Below are 16,352 nucleotides of genomic sequence, written 5' to 3' on the forward strand. Positions count from 1 at the left end.
GGTAAAAATGGGAACAATAATAAAAGAGAAGGAATTTACGCAGGTCAGATATTTATTTAGCATGGGCCGCTATGAAGAAGCGGCTGTGCATATAAGGAATATCCTTGAAGAGGACCCGTTTAATTCGAATGCGTTATACAATATGGCAGTTGTCTTCATGTCCCGCAGTGATTTCACTTCCGCGAGGGAAACTTGCATGGAGGCGATGGAGCATGGACATGATAAGGCAATATGTTACCATTTTATTGGGAAGACTTATAGTTATCAAAAGGATTATTACAATGCGGAACAAACCTATTTACGTGCACTTGAAATTGAACCAGAAAATGGCGAGTTGCTTGCTACATACGGGTATCTGATGCTTGTGACTGGCTTTGAGGAGAAGGCACTTAATCTTTTAGAGCATGCTTTGGAACTGGAGCCTGATAGCGAAAGAGTGAACCAGTACGTTCTTGAGTATTATTTTGTAAAGAAGGATTCAGAAAAGCAGTTGGAGTTAATCAGAAACATTATGGATTCTGCTGGGGATGAACAGCAAAAGCTGATGAATCTAGCGCTTTATCATGATTTGCAGGGGAATATGAAGGATGCAAGGGAATATTACAGGCAGGCTTTTTTAGTGGATCCATCAAACCAATACTTATTAAGTTTGTTGGCTTACTATGATGAAATGACCCATCCCCTTTTTGCTCCACACCGAATAATGAAAAAGATTGGCGGGCCAGCAATAATATGGATTATCTTCATGGCTCTGTCCCTGCTGCTTTATTATGTTGGTCAGTATAAAATTCTGCTTACGGCGGTTGCAGTTTACCTTGTTTTTGTCATGTACACTTGGATTGCCACGCAATTATACAAGTGGTTCGTAAATAGGAGGTTATGATGGACAAAGTTGGAATCTATCAATCTATACTTGAAAAAGACAAAAACAATGTAGAGGTCTGGTTCTTATTGGGAGAAGAGTATTTGAAGCAAGATCAGCTTTCTGAAGCATTGTATTCTTTTTCAAGGGCGTTGAAGACCGAACAAACTTCTTTGGACAATTCAATCCGAGAAATCCTGATTAAGTATCTATCCCATGGAAACGGGGAAGTATATTCCGAAATTTTAGAAGAACCAATCCATACTAGTGATATAGTCAAAACAAATGAACAATTCCTATCATCACTACCTGACACTTCGCAAAACTTACCTGTAAAACTAGAAGTAGTGAAAGGTGGAAAGGATAGCAATGTGGTTTCGATGAACGAACATCTTCCAGAAAGAATCACATTCGATGATGTGGGTGGCCTTGATTCTCTAAAAAAAACAATCGAAATGAAGATCATTAAACCATTTCTCAATCCTGGGATTTTCACAAAGTTCCGCAAAAAATCAGGTGGAGGAATCCTGCTGTACGGGCCTCCCGGATGTGGGAAAACATTCATTGCGAAAGCGACAGCCGGAGAATGCAGTGCAAACTTCTATCCGGTATCTATTTCGGAAATATTAGACCCTTATTTAGGTGTCAGTGAACAAAACCTGCATAATGTGTTTGCAACAGCACGCGCAAACAGTCCGGCTGTATTGTTTTTTGACGAGCTTGATTCTTTTGGATACAGCAGGGGGAAAGCACGTTCCGATATAATGCGTCCATTAGTGGATACCATGCTTACTGAACTGCAGGGAATTGAAACCAGTACGAATAAATTGCTTGTTATTGGCGCGACCAATATGCCCTGGGATGTTGATTCAGCTTTCAAGCGTCCTGGAAGGTTTGATAAACTCGTATTTGTTCCGCCGCCTGATGAAAAGGCGAGGGAAATAGTCTTTAAGCTCAAATTACGCAGCAAGCCGATTGGTGATGATGTGGATTTGGGCATCCTTGCTAAGCAAACAAACCTTTATTCAGGCGCGGATATCGAAAATGTTGTTGAGATAGCGACTGAGACCGTATTAGAAGAAATCATGGAAAGTGGATTGGAGCGGAATATATCTATGAATGATTTGCTTCAAGCGATTCATTCAACCAGACCATCCACGGTCGATTGGCTTACAACGATAAAAAATTACATAAAGTATTCCAATCAAAGTGGGGTATATGATGAAGCAGCAAAATATATTAAAGAGCATTTCTAATTCTTAATTTTCACGGGAATATGATCTTTCATTAAAGTCTAAAAACACTCGCCGAAGGTTTTCGGCGAGTGTTTTAATGTTTACCTGAAGGCAGGAGCCATTTTTTCGAAAAAAACATACATGAGATAGTCCGATAGAAATCTTCTATCGGACTGTTTTGGTATGGTAACGGATGCCATCAATAGAGCATTCACTTATTGCGGTGCTTAAACTTCCTGAGGCACCTGTAGCCCCAATCCTTGAGCGATGCGTGTTCCGTATTCAGGATCTGCTTTGTAAAAGTGGCCGATCTGTCGGAGTTTGATATCGTCGCGCTGAACTGGCTTCATGGCAGCGACGATATTTGCAACAAGGCGCTCACGTTCTCCTTCGGTCATCAAGCGGTACAGGTCACCGGCTTGTGTGTAATGGTCGTGGTGATCGTAGCCCGCGTTTTCAGCCACGCCGATGACAGGGAAGCTCGCCTGCTTGTGCTCATTCACTTCAGTTGGTCCTCCGAAACTATTAGGCTCGTAGTTTACTGTTTTGCCGCCATTGCCGTCGAAACGCATCTGGCCGTCGCGCTGATAAGAGTTCATTTCAGATCTTGGCCTGTTGATCGGCAAGTGATTATGGTTTGCACCAACACGGTAACGATGTGCATCAGAATATGCAAACAGGCGGCCCTGCAGCATTTTGTCAGGAGAAACATCGACACCAGGGATAAGGTTTCCGGGTGAGAATGTAGCCTGCTCAACTTCCGCGAAATAATTTTCAGGATTGCGGTCCAATACCATGCGGCCGACTTCAATCAATGGATAGTCTTTTTGTGACCAAACCTTTGTGACATCGAATGGATCGAAACGATATGTGTTGGCATCCTCTAGAGGCATGATTTGCACATATAGCTTCCATGCAGGGAAGTCCCCAGCTTCAATCGCATTGAATAAGTCTTCTGTATGGTAGTCAGGGTTTTCTCCTGCAATTTTAGCCGAAGCATCTGCTGCAAGGTTTTTCACGCCTTGCTCTGTCTTGAAGTGGTACTTGATCCAGACACCATCGCCTTCAGCATTTGTCCATTTGAACGTATGGCTGCCAAAGCCATGCATATGGCGGAGGGTAGCCGGGATGCCGCGATCGGACATCAGGATGGTTACCTGGTGCAGCGATTCAGGTGAAAGTGACCAGAAATCCCAAACAGCATTTGGGTCTTTCAAGTGTGTTTGTGGGTTTCTTTTTTGTGTATGGATAAAATCAGGGAACTTGATCGCGTCACGGATGAAGAATACCGGAGTATTGTTCCCGACGATATCGTAGTTTCCTTCCTCTGTATAAAACTTTACTGCGAAACCGCGTGGATCACGGACAGTGTCTGCTGATCCAAGTTCCCCCGCAACAGTAGAGAAACGAATGAAAAGAGGTGTCTTCTTGCCAACCTCTGAAAGGAAAGCAGCCTTTGTATACTTGGTCACATCATTTGTCACTTCAAAATAGCCATGTGCTCCGGCGCCTTTTGCGTGAACAACACGCTCTGGCACACGTTCGCGATTAAAGTGAGCCAATTTTTCAAGTAAATGGACGTCCTGAATTAAAGTAGGACCTCTTTGTCCTGCCGTCATGGAATTCTGGTTGTCCCCTACCGGTGCTCCCCAGCTTGTTGTAAGATGGTTCTTTTGATAATTGCTCATTTATTCAACCCGCCTTTTTAATGAATTTTGGTTTATAGCTAAATGATAACACTTTTCAATTAAAAATCAATACTTAATTATAATTATTTTAAATAAGGAATTAGTGTAATGTTGGGAATCCGAAGGTCGATATATTCTCAGAAGTGGTTGATATGTCTGCAAATATGGTCAAAGAGAAAAATTAGCTGATTTATTTTAAAAATGTAGTCGATGTATTCTGTTTTTCTATTAAAATCTTCCGCATTTTTGCATGGATTCTCAGTGGAGATACTGCGGGTAGATATCGAGAAGATAATTTTATAAAATGAGCAATTTATCAAGTTACAAACCTGTAACACTATGTAAAATTTGAGCCGTTAACTTACAAGACTGGTTATAGTAGGAAAGTGGATGGGAGTGGAATAAATTTCTAGGTTTAGAAAGAATCAAGCGGTTTCAATGGATAGAAGAGGTATCTCCTTATTGGCACTTATTGGACAATGAATAACTATGTTACAACTGCTAGCCTTAAAAGTAGAAATAGAGAGCAGCAATACTGGGAGGTATGGAAAATGAGAAACATGAAAAAAACATTGGCAGCGCTAACGGCAGTTGTATCTTTATCTTTATTTTCAATGGGCGCAGCAGCTGAAGCGGCAACTTACCAGGTGAAAACAGGAGACACAATGTGGGGAATCGCCAGCAAGTATGGTGTTCCAGTGACAGAATTGAAGAAAGTGAACAATAGAACTAGCACTCTACTATATCCAGGACAAAAGTTGACAATCCCGGCTGTATCAGTGTCTGCAGCGGATCAGGACTTGCTAGCAAGGCTGGTTCATGCTGAAGCAAAAGGCGAGCCATATGCAGGGAAAGTTGCAGTAGCAACTGTTGTCTTGAATAGAGTAGCAAGCCCGGATTTCCCTAACACAGTAAAGGGAGTTGTCTATGAAAAGGCAAACGGGTACTATGCCTTCACTCCTTTAAAAAATGGAGCAATCAATAAGCCAGCTGATGCTGAAGCAAAGCAAGCTGTAAAAGAAGCGCTTGCTTTCAGAGGGCAAGGCAGTGGCTCATTGTTCTTCTTTAACCCGAAAACTGCAGTAAGCAAGTGGGTATTTTCCAGAGAAGTGACCATAACAATCGGAAATCATAGATTTGCGAAGTAAACTGTAACAATCGGCAATCACTAAATAACCAGAAAAAGCTGTGCGGATTCTCAATCTGTACGGCTTTTTCTCAATTGTGGATACTTTATTTTTCGGTATACCCATAGTGGTAAATAAAAAGCTTGTTAAGTATTCGAAAAACACATACTATTTAATTGCAATACATAATGAATGGAGGAATGTTTTTTGATAGTTAAATCCCGTGTTGAGCCCCTGGAGCTGCAGGTTCTTAGAATACTGAATGCTCGAATGAACCTGTCTCCGAAAGAATACAGTAACTACCTATACCTGGAAAAAGGTTATGAAGGAGAAGTGATTTTTGACCGTTGGATGGAGGAGGTTGAAAAAGGGTTCCTGGTTATGAATGATTTGCTCCTTGAACATGGAAATACAAAATTTCAAATCGACTCCCTTTTCATCTCCAAGATCATCCATATGTTTGAAGTGAAGTATTTCGAAGGCGATTATTTTATCGAAGGTGATCGGTGGTATACCAGTAATGGAGTAGAAATTAAGAATCCTCTGCAACAAATGGAAAGAGCAGAGTCTCTCCTGCGAAGGATGGTACGAGAACTTGGATTCAACATTAATATCGAATCAACTCTAGTCTTCGTGAACCCAAACTTTTACCTCTATCAAGCCCCGCGTAATTTACCAATTATCTTTCCCAACCAGATTCCCAGACTCCTTAATAACCTGCAAAAACAATTCGCCCCACCAAAAAATATCCATACAAATTTAGCAGAAAAGCTGCTTTCACTGCATACCCACGATTCACCGTATAAGAGGCTCCCTGAATATAGTTTCGAGCGGCTTAACAAGGGAATATCATGTTCCCATTGTCATAATTTGAATACTATAGTTACCAGAAAAACATTAATATGCAATAGCTGCGGGAAAAGGGAAAACATACACGAGGCAGTATTGAGAAGTGTTAGAGAGCTCCAAATACTTTTACCGGAAGAAGAATTAACAGTCAGCAGGATTCAAGAATGGTGTAAATCAATCAAAACAAAAAAAGCCATCAGAAACATGGTTTTCGATAACTATACATTAAGCGGCTGTGGCCGTGGTGCTCACTATACAATTAAAGAGAATGATGAAGGCTTCCTACTAATAGAGTAAAGTACATGAGAAATGTTCCCTTATGAAGACAATTCTATCTTTAGAAGGGCTCTATAGAGGTTAAATGCACCCTTATGCAAGGCATTTCACCTTCATAAGGGCGCGTTTAGATGTTAAATGTATCCTTATGCAAGGCATTTCACCGGCATAAGGGCACATTTCAGGCTTACTTCAGTATCTTGCAAGGATCCTCACGATTTGATCCTCAACCTTCCTGCCTTTTCGATCGTCCAGGAGGTTGTTCAGCATAATAGAAAAAATAAGAGTATCCCCGCTGTTTGTTTTTACGTAGCCTGCTAGGGTGCTCACACCTGTAAGTGTTCCTGTTTTTGCCTGGATCTTAACTGATTTTGCCTCTTCTTGCAATCGATATCGCAATGTTCCTCCAACCATCCTATCTTTGTCTCCGGCAACTGGCAGCGATTGTTGGAATGCAGGAAACCACTCCTCGCTCTGCACGAGATATAGTAGCTTTGTGATTTCATTAGCTGGGATGAGATTGGCGTGGGAGATTCCGGAACCGTCCCGCAATACAAGTTTGCTTGTGTCAATCCCAATCTCGTCAAGTCTAACGCCTATTACCTCAAGTCCTTTTTCCCAGCTGCCTTCACCATGAACGACCTTGCCCATTTCCTTAACAAGCACTTCGGCGTGCCTGTTATTGCTTAGCTTCAAGAAGGGGATCATCAGTTCAGCAAGCGGCAACGATTGATGAGAAATTAATTTGGTCATTGTGTCGGCGGCATGCCCTGTTTTAATTTTCCCAACTACTTTTATCCCGTGATCTTCTAGTGACTTTTTAAAAAGACTTCCTGCATAAGGGGTAGGCTCCCAGACGGCAACCCATTCCCTTGATTTTTGAGCGCCGGCCGGGATCGTTCCACTTACCATAATGCTATTCGATCCATGCTCACGTTCAATTTCTATGTCATGGTCTCCCGTGGAATCTACTGTTATTGTTTCATTTATGATTTCTAGATATTCAGTCCCAGGTTCAAGTGAAATATTTGCTTTTTTTCCTTTTTCACCTGGTAAAATATTGAGAATGACAGTACCGGCATCAAAATCCTCATTCGGCGAAGCTGTTAAGGCGGAAATCTGGGCGCCATAATATTGGTGCTCGTCATTCCAGGTCAAATCGTCAGAATATCTGACATTATCATACCAGTTGTCATCAGCTACTAAATCGCCGGCCACCTTATTGATTCCTTTACTCTTAAGCCGCTTTGCCATCTCATCAAAGTCTGACGGGAGCAAGGTTGGATCGCCCATACCTTTTAAAAATAGGTCCCCCTCAAGCGTTTCGCTTCTAATTTTTCCATCTGCCAAAACTTCCGTTGTAAAGCGATAATCTTCGCCTAAAACAGAAAGCGCTGCTGCGCCCGTAAACAATTTCATAACAGAGGCCGGCTGCAGCCGGGTATCCCCAATATGCTCGTACAACAGCTCTCCATCTTCCGCAGACCTGACGCTGACACCAGCCAAAGCTCCATCAAGAACAGGCTCATTTGTTAAAAGTTTGTTGATTTCTGCTGACAGTTCCCCGCTAGGCTGGACTGCCTTAGCTGGAGGTTCCTCTGTATGAAAAAACAAAATGATGGCTAAGATGATTACGAATGACAATATCGTGATTAATGTAGTTTTTTGTTTCAATTTTTGATTCATCCCTTTCATATCTCAACTGTATTCGACAGGAAATTTCCCAATAACCATCTAGTAGAGTCTATGATAATGTTTTAATTAATATAAGGTTCAGGAGGAGAAAAAATGTACCGATACTTTTCGACTACTTTACTCATTCTAGCCATCGGAGCCGGATTTTACTTCTATGCCCAACTGATTTTTTCAAAGGTGACAGATCCATTGTACGGAACATTGGCAATTCTCGCGGGCAGTCTGTTTACGGCAGGGATTTCGAGGGAGCTCCTGTTAATAGCGCAATCAAGAAGAGAAAATAGTCAAATTTAACTTGAAAAAATACTCCTCATTGAAAATCCGTCAAATACGGAGTCTCAATAGGAGTATTTTGTGGTTTTAAGTTGATTTGGAATTCCATAACATTCTGGACGGGTAGACCTCAGTCAGTAGCCTTATTTTATGATTCCATGTCCGACAATTTCCACCTCGACTTTTGGGCTGATTGAAATGTTAGGGTATTCCTTTTTCCAATCCACCTGCTTCCAATAGTCATTATGAAGCGCTATAAGTCGACGGCCAATGCCAAAACTATCGCTGTTCGCTTGCTGTAGTTTCTTAATGGCAGCTTCTGCATCTTTTGAGAGTATCTCAGAAAGCTTTTCATTTAGATAGTTGATTTCTTGTTTTTTAAATAATTGATTTCTGGCATACTCAGTAAGTGCAATTTTTAATTTTAGATTTATGTTAACCTTTACTTCTTTATTCGAGATCTTTACCTCTAACTGTTGCTTTGTTTTTTTTACATCAAAAGATACAAAATCGCGGGGGCTAGTATTTTCATGGTTTGTTATTTCCTTTGTGAATCTAGCTTTCATCCCGGAAGTGCCGTCCATCAATAAAAAAATCATTGCCTCATCGCCTGATAAAATTCGCCCCGTAAATTTGCGTTCATTGAATAAAGCGATTCCTTCCACCTTGGCCTGAGTCCCACCCTCTTGGCTCATATAAGGGAGAATAAAGTCTTCCCCTGGATCAAACATTTCGGCACAAATGGATTGAAGGTTTTCCTCAGGGATAAGAGATGCATCCTCCTGGCTTTCTAATAACTCAAACAAGTATTCACTAATTTCCTGTTCCTTGATATTCAGTTGGAGGATATCTTTTCCTACCCCTTCTGCAATAAAAACTTTAGCACTAAGGGAGCTTTTGGGGTCCCGATAAAATAAATCCAGAACGGGATATATATCTTGTTTTGCTAGCTCACTTCCAATAACGAGTACCCTCATCTTCGAGGCATCAAATGTTTTCGAGCTCCGCTGATCGATATCTTGCCTTGCTGCTCTTGGCGTTTTCCCGATCCCGGTGATGATTTGATAGGTTTCTGCTGAACCGCCTCCCTGGTCAGCCCTTTTTATAATGGGGGAAGCAACGGCATCGATTATTTTTCCATCCGTATCCAAGTCAAAACTGGCTGCCAAGTATAACCTAACATCCTTCAATAAATTTTGATCCCAACACCCGCTTAAAAAAATTGTCATACATCCGATGCATAATAATTTACTCGGCCGGGTCATGGCGGACACTTCCCTTCTCCGTTTTTTTAAAAAGGTACGAGATAACCAATAAAATAATGGGAAAAAGAAGAAAGGCGAAGCTGGCATTTGTAATATATCTGGTCATCGATTCAGCAAAATAAATATTCGACTCTGCCATTAAGGCAATCCCGAAAATTGGTAAAGACAGGTAATAAATAAGCTTTTTATGCTGTGGTTTTTTTAGTAAACTTTTACAGGACTTTGCCGCCAAAAATAGGTAAGTGCTAAAGGAAGTGAAAACCATGATTATCCAAATGGAGAGGAACAACAAGTCCGTTCGTTCCATCACTTTAAAGGTATAAGACTTTAACATATATAAGAGTGGTTCGGGTATTATTTTTAATTCTTCGGGACTGAAATAAATGAAACTGACAATGACCAGATAGGTATATAGCAAAGTGATGAACAAATTCGCCCAGGACATTACCTTGAATTTTTTCTTGTTTGATCCCATTACAAGCGGAAAAGTAATCAGGACCGCTTCAAAACCCAACATGGAGAGGAAGGCATCTTTGCTGCCAAAGAGGATATTTTTTATGCCAGCCTGACCGATTGGGAGAATATAGTATATATTTGCATCTTTCAGTGTGTATGAAATCAGCAGGAATAGAACCAACATAAGAGGTGTAACCAATGTATAAAAGCGAGCCAATACCTTCAAACCGTCCCCGCATAAATAAATTCCTACCAGGACCATTAAGGCTCCAATAATCCAGATAGGTGTGTAGGGAAGGATCCACCGGTTGATAATCCCAATATAGAGAACTAAAATTAAGCTCCCGACACTTAGGAAATAGAGAGAGTAAAAGACAGAGATCAATTTCCCTATTTTTTTGCCAAGCAGGAAAGCAGCTATTTCAAGAAGGTTTTGAGAGTCAAATCTCTTGAATAGGAGCAAATAAGCAAATAGTATGCACTGAACAAACACTCCTGCAAGGAGAATGGAAATCCATCCATCTGAATGGACCGCATTATGCATATCATATGGTAGCGAAAGCACGCCAACCCCTGATTGGGCATGGATCAGCAGGAAGAAATATTGCTGATAGGTGATCATATCTTTATTATTGTCCATCTATTTTCCATCCTCTTGAATCCCTCTGTCTTTTCGTGTTTGATGCAAGGGCATTTTTTGGCCGTTCATTCATTTTCCAAAGCGGAAGCCTAAAGAATGTGTCTTTTAAGTCCTTTACATGCAAGGGCGCCAGCGGGGAAAAATAAGGAACACCAAATGACTCAAGTTTGCAAAGCTTTATAAATATGATGATCAGCCCAAAAATCAATCCGACAAACCCTAAAAATGATGCAGCAATCATAAGTGGAAACCGGATTAGGCGGACTGTCGTACTCATTTCGTTAGATGGCACGACAAAAGCAGAAATAGCTGTTACAGCCACAACCACTATCATTATGTTTGATATGAGCCCAGCACTGACTACTGCATCTCCAATGACCAAACCGCCAACGATGCCAATAGTCTGCCCAACAGGCTTGGGAAGCCTGATCCCTGCTTCTCTGATCAGTTCAATCGTTATCTCCATGAAGAAGGCCTCCATTAAGGGAGGATAAGGTATACCTTCAACTGATCCTTTCAATGACAAAATCAATTCATGGGGAATGACCTCGAGATGGAATGCATTAATTGCGATATAAAGTGCCGGAAGGGTAATTGCAATAATGAAGCTTACATACCGCAGCATTCGGATGAAGGTAGCAGGTATCCACCTGCTATTGTAATCATCTGATGATTGGTAAAAGGCAAAAAAAGTGATTGGAAGAATTAATGCCGTGGGGCTGCCATCGCCAATCAAGGCAACTCTCCCTTCCATTAAATTCGCTATTGTCCGGTCCGGCCGTTCAGTATTTACGATTTGTGGAAACAGGGAAAAGGGATCGTCTTCGATGAATTCTTCGATATACCCTGGGCTTAAGACCATATCTGTTGATATATAAGATAGCCTTCTTTCCACTTCAGCTACTACCTTCTTGTCTGCGATTCCTTTCATAAAAACAACTGCAACCTTGGTTCTTGTTTTTTCACCTAATACATTATATTTCACAGTGAAATCTGGATCTTTGATTCTCATTCTTAAGAGGCTGATATTCGCTTCTAGATTTTCATTGAAACCATCATGCGCGCCACGGACAATATTTTCGTTCTGAGGCTCCTCTATTGCCCTCTGATGATTTATCGGAAAATTGAAAAGCCATGATTCATTACGTTCACATAGAAACAACACATATCCACCGTCAAGGACGCCTTCTATCAGCTCTTTGATCTCATGATTTTCCTTGCCATTTAAAGATTGAAAATTTTCACTGCTGACATTCGACCCTAGCTCGAACAATGGTAAAAGCAAAAATTCCTTGAAATTCTCTTTTGAGACTAAGGTTTCAAGGAAACAAAATATAAATGAGATGCCACCTTTAGTAAATTTCAATTCTTTGAAATCTGCAGTATGTTCGAATACCGATGTTAACTTTTGGTATAGGTTATCGTTAATAGCTTTGTTCTCAGTATCCTGTTGTAAGCCCTTCGGCAGCCTGAACTTTTTCATAACTACACCACTTTTTATTGGAATCCTTAGCGTTAGGAGTAGTTATTCCAAATAACTTGCCAAAATATACAAAAGGAGAAAACGGCTGGATGCAAACCCATCTGGCATTTGCGATTAAGAAAATCATGAGGTTATGATAAAATAAAACAAATGATAAAGGGGGTTTTTAGATGGACATATTGCAGCCCGAAGTGAACCCATCTGAATGTGGTGACAGCTGTTGCTCATCAGAAAGAAAGAGCCATCACTCTGAAAAAACGAAAAAGAATCTCGTGACGAGATTGAATCGGATAGAGGGACAAATTCGCGGCATTAAAGGCCTGATCGAGAGAGATACGTATTGTGACGATGTCATCACGCAGATATCGGCAACACAGGCGGCACTGAACAGTGTGGCCAAACTTCTGCTCGAAGGCCATATGAAATCGTGCATCGTCGAACGAATTCAGGAAGGTGACGATGAAGTCATTGATGAGCTATTGACCACGATTGAAAAGCTGATGAAAAAATAAAAGTTGTATTGTTTTTCATTTAGCCTAATGTTCTGTATAATGACTCTAACTAAATACATTCCTTCGGGGGCGGGTGAAATTCCCAACCGGCGGTGATGAAGCTTTTGCTTCTTAGTCCGTGACCCGGTTAACATTTGTTAAACGGTGGATCTGGTGAAACTCCAGGGCCGACAGTTAAAGTCTGGATGGGAGAAGGAAAAAAAACGAGGATTAAAAGAACGGGATAAGTATGCCCTTTTTCAACCCTCTAATTTACCATTGCCTTTTTTAGGACCCCGAAGCAATTTGTTTCGGGGTCTTTTTATTTATTCGTACAAAACCCGAAAGGAAACTACCTTTTTTGAGGAAGGAGGAAGCAGGGTGAACGACCAGGACTATATGGCATTGGCCATCAATCTCGCTAGTGCGACAGAAGGACAAACCTCTCCGAATCCGCAAGTAGGAGCTATCCTTGTAAAAGACGGCCGGATCATTGGAATAGGTGCCCATTTGAAGGCGGGTGAGCCCCATGCTGAGGTACATGCCATCACAATGGCTGGGGATAAGGCAAAGGATGCCACATTATACGTGACCCTTGAGCCATGCAGTCATTTCGGGAAGACGCCGCCATGCTCGAATCTGGTGATAGATTCAGGCATCAAGAAAGTATTTGTCGCTTCGGTCGATCCGAATCCGCTTGTTGGAGGAGCAGGAGTGAAAAAGATGCTTGAGGCGGGCTTAGATGTGCAGGTTGGGTTGATGGAGGAAGAAGCAAAAGCGCTGAATAAAGTGTTTTTTCATTACATAAGCACTGGCTTGCCCTATGTTACGTTGAAGTCAGCCACCAGCCTGGACGGCAAAATCGCAACAGTTACCGGGGAGAGCAAATGGATCACCGGGGAAGAGGCAAGAAAGGATGTCCATCGGTTCCGTCATTCACATGATGCTATTTTAGTTGGCGTCAACACCGTCATAAAAGACAATCCGAGCCTGACGACAAGGATTGAGTCTGGAGGGAAGAATCCGGTGAGGGTCGTACTGGACAACACTCTTCGCACTCCGCTGGATGCAAGGATCGTGAATGACAGGGCTGCCGAAACCATTATCGTGACCGGAGGACGGGCAGAGGCTGAAAGGATAAATCAGTTTACTGAGCTAGGCATTGAGGTTATCAAGCTGGAAACTGAGCAAGTCGAGATTCATGGCATGCTGAAAAAACTGGGAGATCGGGGTATCACTTCTATTTACGTAGAAGGTGGAGCCGAGGTCCATGGCAGCTTTTTAAAGGAGAAGGCCTTTCAGCAAGTCATAGCGTATATCGCTCCAAAGCTGATTGGAGGGAAAAACGCCCCGGCTGCATACGGAGGCGGAGGTATTGCCAGGCTCGAGGATACTGTTTCTTTGGAGATTAGAGATGTTAAGCAAATTGGCCAGGATATCAGGATCATCGCTGAGCCGGTTTAAAAGGAGGTTTATATGTTTACGGGAATAATTGAAGAGATAGGGACTGTCGCCAATATCCAGCATAGCGGCGAGTCATTTGTCCTGACGATTGACGCAAGGAAAGTCCTGACAGATGTTCACCTTGGAGACAGTATTGCTGTTAACGGGGTGTGCCTGACCGTCACCTCCTTTACAGAGAACAGATTTACGGTGGATGTCATGCCGGAAACGGTCAAAGCATCCAGCTTGAAATCCGTCAAACGTGGCTCAAAGGTGAACCTGGAAAGGGCAATGGCAGCGGGCGGCCGGTTCGGCGGGCACTTTGTCGCCGGCCATGTGGATGGAGTCGGGACCATTAAAGGGAAAAAGCAAATAGAGAACGCGGTTTACTATGAAATTCAAGTGGATCCTGAATTGCTGAAATATGTCATCATGAAAGGCTCTGTCGCTGTTGATGGTACAAGCCTGACCGTTTTCGGAATATCAGAAGACAGCCTGACTCTATCGTTGATTCCGCTCACCTTGAAAGATACAGTCTTAGGGTTCAAGGATAAAGGGGATATCGTCAATATCGAATGTGACATGATTGGCAAGTATGTAGGGCACTTTTTAAGTAACCAGTTTCCGTCAGCACCAAAACGAGGCAACAATATTACAGCCCAGTTCTTAGAGGATAACGGGTTTATGTGAGGGTGATGTAAATGTTTGATCCAATTGAAGAGGCTATATATGAACTCATGCAGGGAAATGTAGTCATTGTTTGTGACGATGAAGACCGTGAAAATGAAGGAGACTTCATCGCTCTGGCAGAAAAGGCAACACCGGATGTAATCAATTTCATGGCAACACATGGCCGGGGATTGATTTGCGTGCCGATTGAAGAGGAATTAGCCCAGAAGCTGGATTTAATGCCGATGGTCTCACGAAATACCGACCCTCATGGCACAGCTTTTACCGTGAGCGTTGACCATAAGTATTCAACAACCGGGATTTCGGCTTTCGAGCGTTCAGCCACTGTATTAAGCATGCTCGACCCGGAATCAAAGGCCGCTGATTTTAAAAGGCCTGGCCACATCTTTCCTCTCGTAGCCAAAAAAGGCGGAGTACTAAGGAGAGCCGGCCATACAGAGGCAGCGGTGGATCTTGCTAAAATGAGCGGCGCCAAGCCTGCCGGGGTCATCTGCGAAATCATGAATGAAGATGGCACCATGGCCCGGGTGCCAGAGCTCCGCAAGATTGCCGACCAGTTCGATTTAAAAATGATTACGATAAAAGACCTCATTCAATACCGCAATCGGAAAGACCAGTTGGTTAAAAGAGAGGTTGAGATCAATCTTCCTACTGAATTCGGGATTTTCAAGGCAGTCGGTTATTCAAATGTAGTAGATGACAAAGAACATATTGCTCTTGTAAAAGGTGAAATTGACCCTGATGAGCCGGTGCTTGTAAGGGTTCACTCTGAATGTTTGACTGGCGATGTGTTCGGCTCCTTCCGCTGTGACTGCGGCCCGCAGCTGCATGCAGCATTGAGTCAGATTAACAAGGAAGGACGCGGTGTTCTTCTGTACATGCGCCAGGAAGGCAGAGGAATCGGCCTGATGAACAAGCTGCGTGCATATAAATTGCAGGAAGAGGGCTATGACACGGTAGAGGCCAATGAAAAGCTTGGCTTCGGTGCTGATCTCCGTGAATACGGAATTGGCGCCCAGATTTTAAAAGACCTTGGCATCAGGCAAATTAAATTGCTGACCAACAACCCAAGGAAAATCAAAGGGCTTAAGGGTTATGACCTGGAAGTAGTCGACCGTGTGCCAATCCAAATGCCAACAAGAGAAGAAAACGAAAATTATTTAAAAACAAAGCACAGCAAATTAGGGCATTTACTTAATTTTTAACAGGAATTAAAACCATCTAATTGGAGGAATAGGACATGAACAGAACATTCGAAGGTAATTTAGTAGGAACGGGTCTTAAAGTCGGAATCGTAGTCGGGCGCTTTAATGAATTCATCACAAGCAAGCTTTTGGGCGGTGCACAGGACGCCTTGAAGAGGCACGGTGTTGAGGAAAGCAATGTCGATGTTGCCTGGGTTCCGGGTGCTTTCGAAATCCCACTGGTTGCGCAAAAAATGGCTAAAAGCAATAAGTATGACGCGGTCATCACATTGGGCACTGTCATCCGCGGATCCACGCCGCACTTCGATTTTGTATCCAATGAAACAGCAAAAGGTGTATCAGCCGCTGCGATGAATTCAGGGGTCCCTGTCATTTTCGGAGTTCTGACAACAGATACCATTGAACAGGCAATCGAACGTGCCGGCACAAAAGCTGGCAACAAAGGCTGGGACGCTGCAATGTCCGCGATTGAAATGGCTAATTTGATGAAAAATATTGAAATGTAAAAGATTTTAATGAAGCTGCAGGCATTTTTGTCTGCAGTTTTTTTATTTTATGAAAGAAAAAATTAGTGCTGAATCTTGGAATCTGCGGAAAAGGCGACACTAAGCAGAAAAATGAGTGTGGTGGTTATTAGAAGAGTCATAAAGACTATCCAAAGCAGAAAAAGAGGC

15 protein-coding genes and 1 riboswitch are annotated in these 16,352 nt (G+C 42.4%); of the genes, 10 read left to right on the forward strand and 5 right to left on the reverse strand.

The features are described 5' to 3' along the window. Window positions 1–7 precede the first annotated feature (7 nt). Both J7E35_RS01705 and J7E35_RS01710 read left to right on the forward strand, forming a co-directional pair. A complete protein-coding gene (locus tag J7E35_RS01705) occupies window positions 8–883 on the forward strand; it encodes a tetratricopeptide repeat protein (RefSeq protein ID WP_214776489.1) in 876 nt (291 codons plus the stop codon). Further along, window positions 883–2,118: an AAA family ATPase gene (locus J7E35_RS01710; RefSeq protein ID WP_214776490.1), complete on the forward strand. Its 1,236-nt coding sequence runs from the start codon at window positions 883–885 to the stop codon at window positions 2,116–2,118. The genes J7E35_RS01705 and J7E35_RS01710 overlap by 1 nt, the downstream gene beginning before the upstream one ends. Before the next feature lie 206 nt (window positions 2,119–2,324). Here the strand turns inward: J7E35_RS01710 and katA are convergent, their stop codons facing one another. Further along, window positions 2,325–3,785, reverse strand: coding sequence for a catalase KatA (gene katA / locus J7E35_RS01715; RefSeq protein WP_214776491.1), 1,461 nt, complete (start codon window positions 3,783–3,785; stop codon window positions 2,325–2,327). A gap of 560 nt (window positions 3,786–4,345) precedes the next feature. Here katA and J7E35_RS01720 point away from each other — a divergent pair. Next, complete coding sequence (locus J7E35_RS01720; protein WP_214776508.1) at window positions 4,346–4,933, forward strand: cell wall hydrolase; 588 nt, start codon at window positions 4,346–4,348, stop codon at window positions 4,931–4,933. Between the two features lie 249 nt (window positions 4,934–5,182). After that, window positions 5,183–6,058, forward strand: coding sequence for an NERD domain-containing protein (locus tag J7E35_RS01725; RefSeq protein ID WP_285290757.1), 876 nt, complete (start codon window positions 5,183–5,185; stop codon window positions 6,056–6,058). A 171-nt stretch (window positions 6,059–6,229) separates the two neighbouring features. On the opposite strand, the gene dacB is transcribed toward J7E35_RS01725, so the two are convergent. Continuing rightward, a complete protein-coding gene (gene dacB, locus J7E35_RS01730; RefSeq protein ID WP_251040707.1) occupies window positions 6,230–7,711 on the reverse strand; it encodes a D-alanyl-D-alanine carboxypeptidase/D-alanyl-D-alanine endopeptidase in 1,482 nt (493 codons plus the stop codon). A 114-nt stretch (window positions 7,712–7,825) separates the two neighbouring features. Between dacB and J7E35_RS01735 the strand changes: the two genes are divergently transcribed. Next, window positions 7,826–8,026 carry a hypothetical protein gene (locus J7E35_RS01735; RefSeq protein ID WP_214776494.1) on the forward strand — a complete coding sequence of 67 codons (201 nt, stop codon included), beginning with the start codon at window positions 7,826–7,828 and terminating at the stop codon, window positions 8,024–8,026. A gap of 122 nt (window positions 8,027–8,148) precedes the next feature. On the opposite strand, the gene J7E35_RS01740 is transcribed toward J7E35_RS01735, so the two are convergent. From J7E35_RS01740 to J7E35_RS01750, 3 genes are read right to left on the reverse strand one after another with little or no spacing between them, the layout of a single operon-like run. Continuing rightward, the gene (locus J7E35_RS01740; protein WP_353050326.1) at window positions 8,149–9,357 is read right to left on the reverse strand and encodes a Ger(x)C family spore germination protein; all 1,209 of its coding nucleotides are present in this window, start codon (window positions 9,355–9,357) and stop codon (window positions 8,149–8,151) included. Next, window positions 9,254–10,366 (reverse strand): GerAB/ArcD/ProY family transporter, encoded by a 1,113-nt coding sequence (locus tag J7E35_RS01745; protein WP_214776496.1) that lies wholly within the window; start codon window positions 10,364–10,366, stop codon window positions 9,254–9,256. Before J7E35_RS01745 ends, J7E35_RS01740 begins: the two co-directional genes overlap by 104 nt. Next, the gene (locus J7E35_RS01750) at window positions 10,356–11,849 is read right to left on the reverse strand and encodes a spore germination protein (RefSeq protein ID WP_214776497.1); all 1,494 of its coding nucleotides are present in this window, start codon (window positions 11,847–11,849) and stop codon (window positions 10,356–10,358) included. Before J7E35_RS01750 ends, J7E35_RS01745 begins: the two co-directional genes overlap by 11 nt. A gap of 170 nt (window positions 11,850–12,019) precedes the next feature. Here J7E35_RS01750 and J7E35_RS01755 point away from each other — a divergent pair, with 170 nt between their 5' ends. The 5 genes from J7E35_RS01755 (at window position 12,020) to ribH (ending at window position 16,184) form a co-directional block, all read left to right on the forward strand. Then, window positions 12,020–12,361, forward strand: a complete 342-nt coding sequence (locus J7E35_RS01755) for a metal-sensitive transcriptional regulator (RefSeq protein ID WP_251009552.1) — start codon at window positions 12,020–12,022, stop codon at window positions 12,359–12,361. Window positions 12,362–12,416: 55 nt separating this feature from the next. Beyond that, window positions 12,417–12,562, forward strand: a riboswitch (FMN riboswitch). 159 nt (window positions 12,563–12,721) lie between these two features. Next, window positions 12,722–13,804: a bifunctional diaminohydroxyphosphoribosylaminopyrimidine deaminase/5-amino-6-(5-phosphoribosylamino)uracil reductase RibD gene (ribD, locus tag J7E35_RS01760; protein WP_214776498.1), complete on the forward strand. Its 1,083-nt coding sequence runs from the start codon at window positions 12,722–12,724 to the stop codon at window positions 13,802–13,804. A gap of 12 nt (window positions 13,805–13,816) precedes the next feature. Then, window positions 13,817–14,473, forward strand: a complete 657-nt coding sequence (gene ribE, locus J7E35_RS01765; protein ID WP_214776499.1) for a riboflavin synthase — start codon at window positions 13,817–13,819, stop codon at window positions 14,471–14,473. A gap of 11 nt (window positions 14,474–14,484) precedes the next feature. Beyond that, entirely contained in the window at window positions 14,485–15,678 is a 1,194-nt protein-coding gene (locus J7E35_RS01770) for a bifunctional 3,4-dihydroxy-2-butanone-4-phosphate synthase/GTP cyclohydrolase II (protein WP_214776500.1), read from the forward strand. Window positions 15,679–15,713: 35 nt separating this feature from the next. After that, entirely contained in the window at window positions 15,714–16,184 is a 471-nt protein-coding gene (ribH, locus tag J7E35_RS01775) for a 6,7-dimethyl-8-ribityllumazine synthase (protein ID WP_214776501.1), read from the forward strand. The last annotated feature ends 168 nt before the right edge of the window (window positions 16,185–16,352 follow it).

This window comes from Bacillus sp. ISL-45 (assembly GCF_018613195.1).
Classification (GTDB): domain Bacteria; phylum Bacillota; class Bacilli; order Bacillales; family Cytobacillaceae; genus Mesobacillus.

Bases quoted from the DNA above. Each gene is read 5' to 3' on its own strand.
- J7E35_RS01705 (WP_214776489.1), top strand. From the start codon at position 8: ATGGGAACAATAATAAAAGAGAAGGAATTTACGCAGGTCAGATATTTA.
- J7E35_RS01710 (WP_214776490.1), top strand. From the start codon at position 883: ATGGACAAAGTTGGAATCTATCAATCTATACTTGAAAAAGACAAAAAC.
- katA (WP_214776491.1), bottom strand. From the start codon at position 3,785: ATGAGCAATTATCAAAAGAACCATCTTACAACAAGCTGGGGAGCACCG.
- J7E35_RS01720 (WP_214776508.1), top strand. From the start codon at position 4,346: ATGAAAAAAACATTGGCAGCGCTAACGGCAGTTGTATCTTTATCTTTA.
- J7E35_RS01725 (WP_285290757.1), top strand. From the start codon at position 5,183: ATGAACCTGTCTCCGAAAGAATACAGTAACTACCTATACCTGGAAAAA.
- J7E35_RS01735 (WP_214776494.1), top strand. From the start codon at position 7,826: ATGTACCGATACTTTTCGACTACTTTACTCATTCTAGCCATCGGAGCC.
- J7E35_RS01740 (WP_353050326.1), bottom strand. From the start codon at position 9,357: ATGCCAGCTTCGCCTTTCTTCTTTTTCCCATTATTTTATTGGTTATCT.
- J7E35_RS01745 (WP_214776496.1), bottom strand. From the start codon at position 10,366: ATGGACAATAATAAAGATATGATCACCTATCAGCAATATTTCTTCCTG.
- J7E35_RS01750 (WP_214776497.1), bottom strand. From the start codon at position 11,849: ATGAAAAAGTTCAGGCTGCCGAAGGGCTTACAACAGGATACTGAGAAC.
- J7E35_RS01755 (WP_251009552.1), top strand. From the start codon at position 12,020: ATGGACATATTGCAGCCCGAAGTGAACCCATCTGAATGTGGTGACAGC.
- ribE (WP_214776499.1), top strand. From the start codon at position 13,817: ATGTTTACGGGAATAATTGAAGAGATAGGGACTGTCGCCAATATCCAG.
- J7E35_RS01770 (WP_214776500.1), top strand. From the start codon at position 14,485: ATGTTTGATCCAATTGAAGAGGCTATATATGAACTCATGCAGGGAAAT.
- ribH (WP_214776501.1), top strand. From the start codon at position 15,714: ATGAACAGAACATTCGAAGGTAATTTAGTAGGAACGGGTCTTAAAGTC.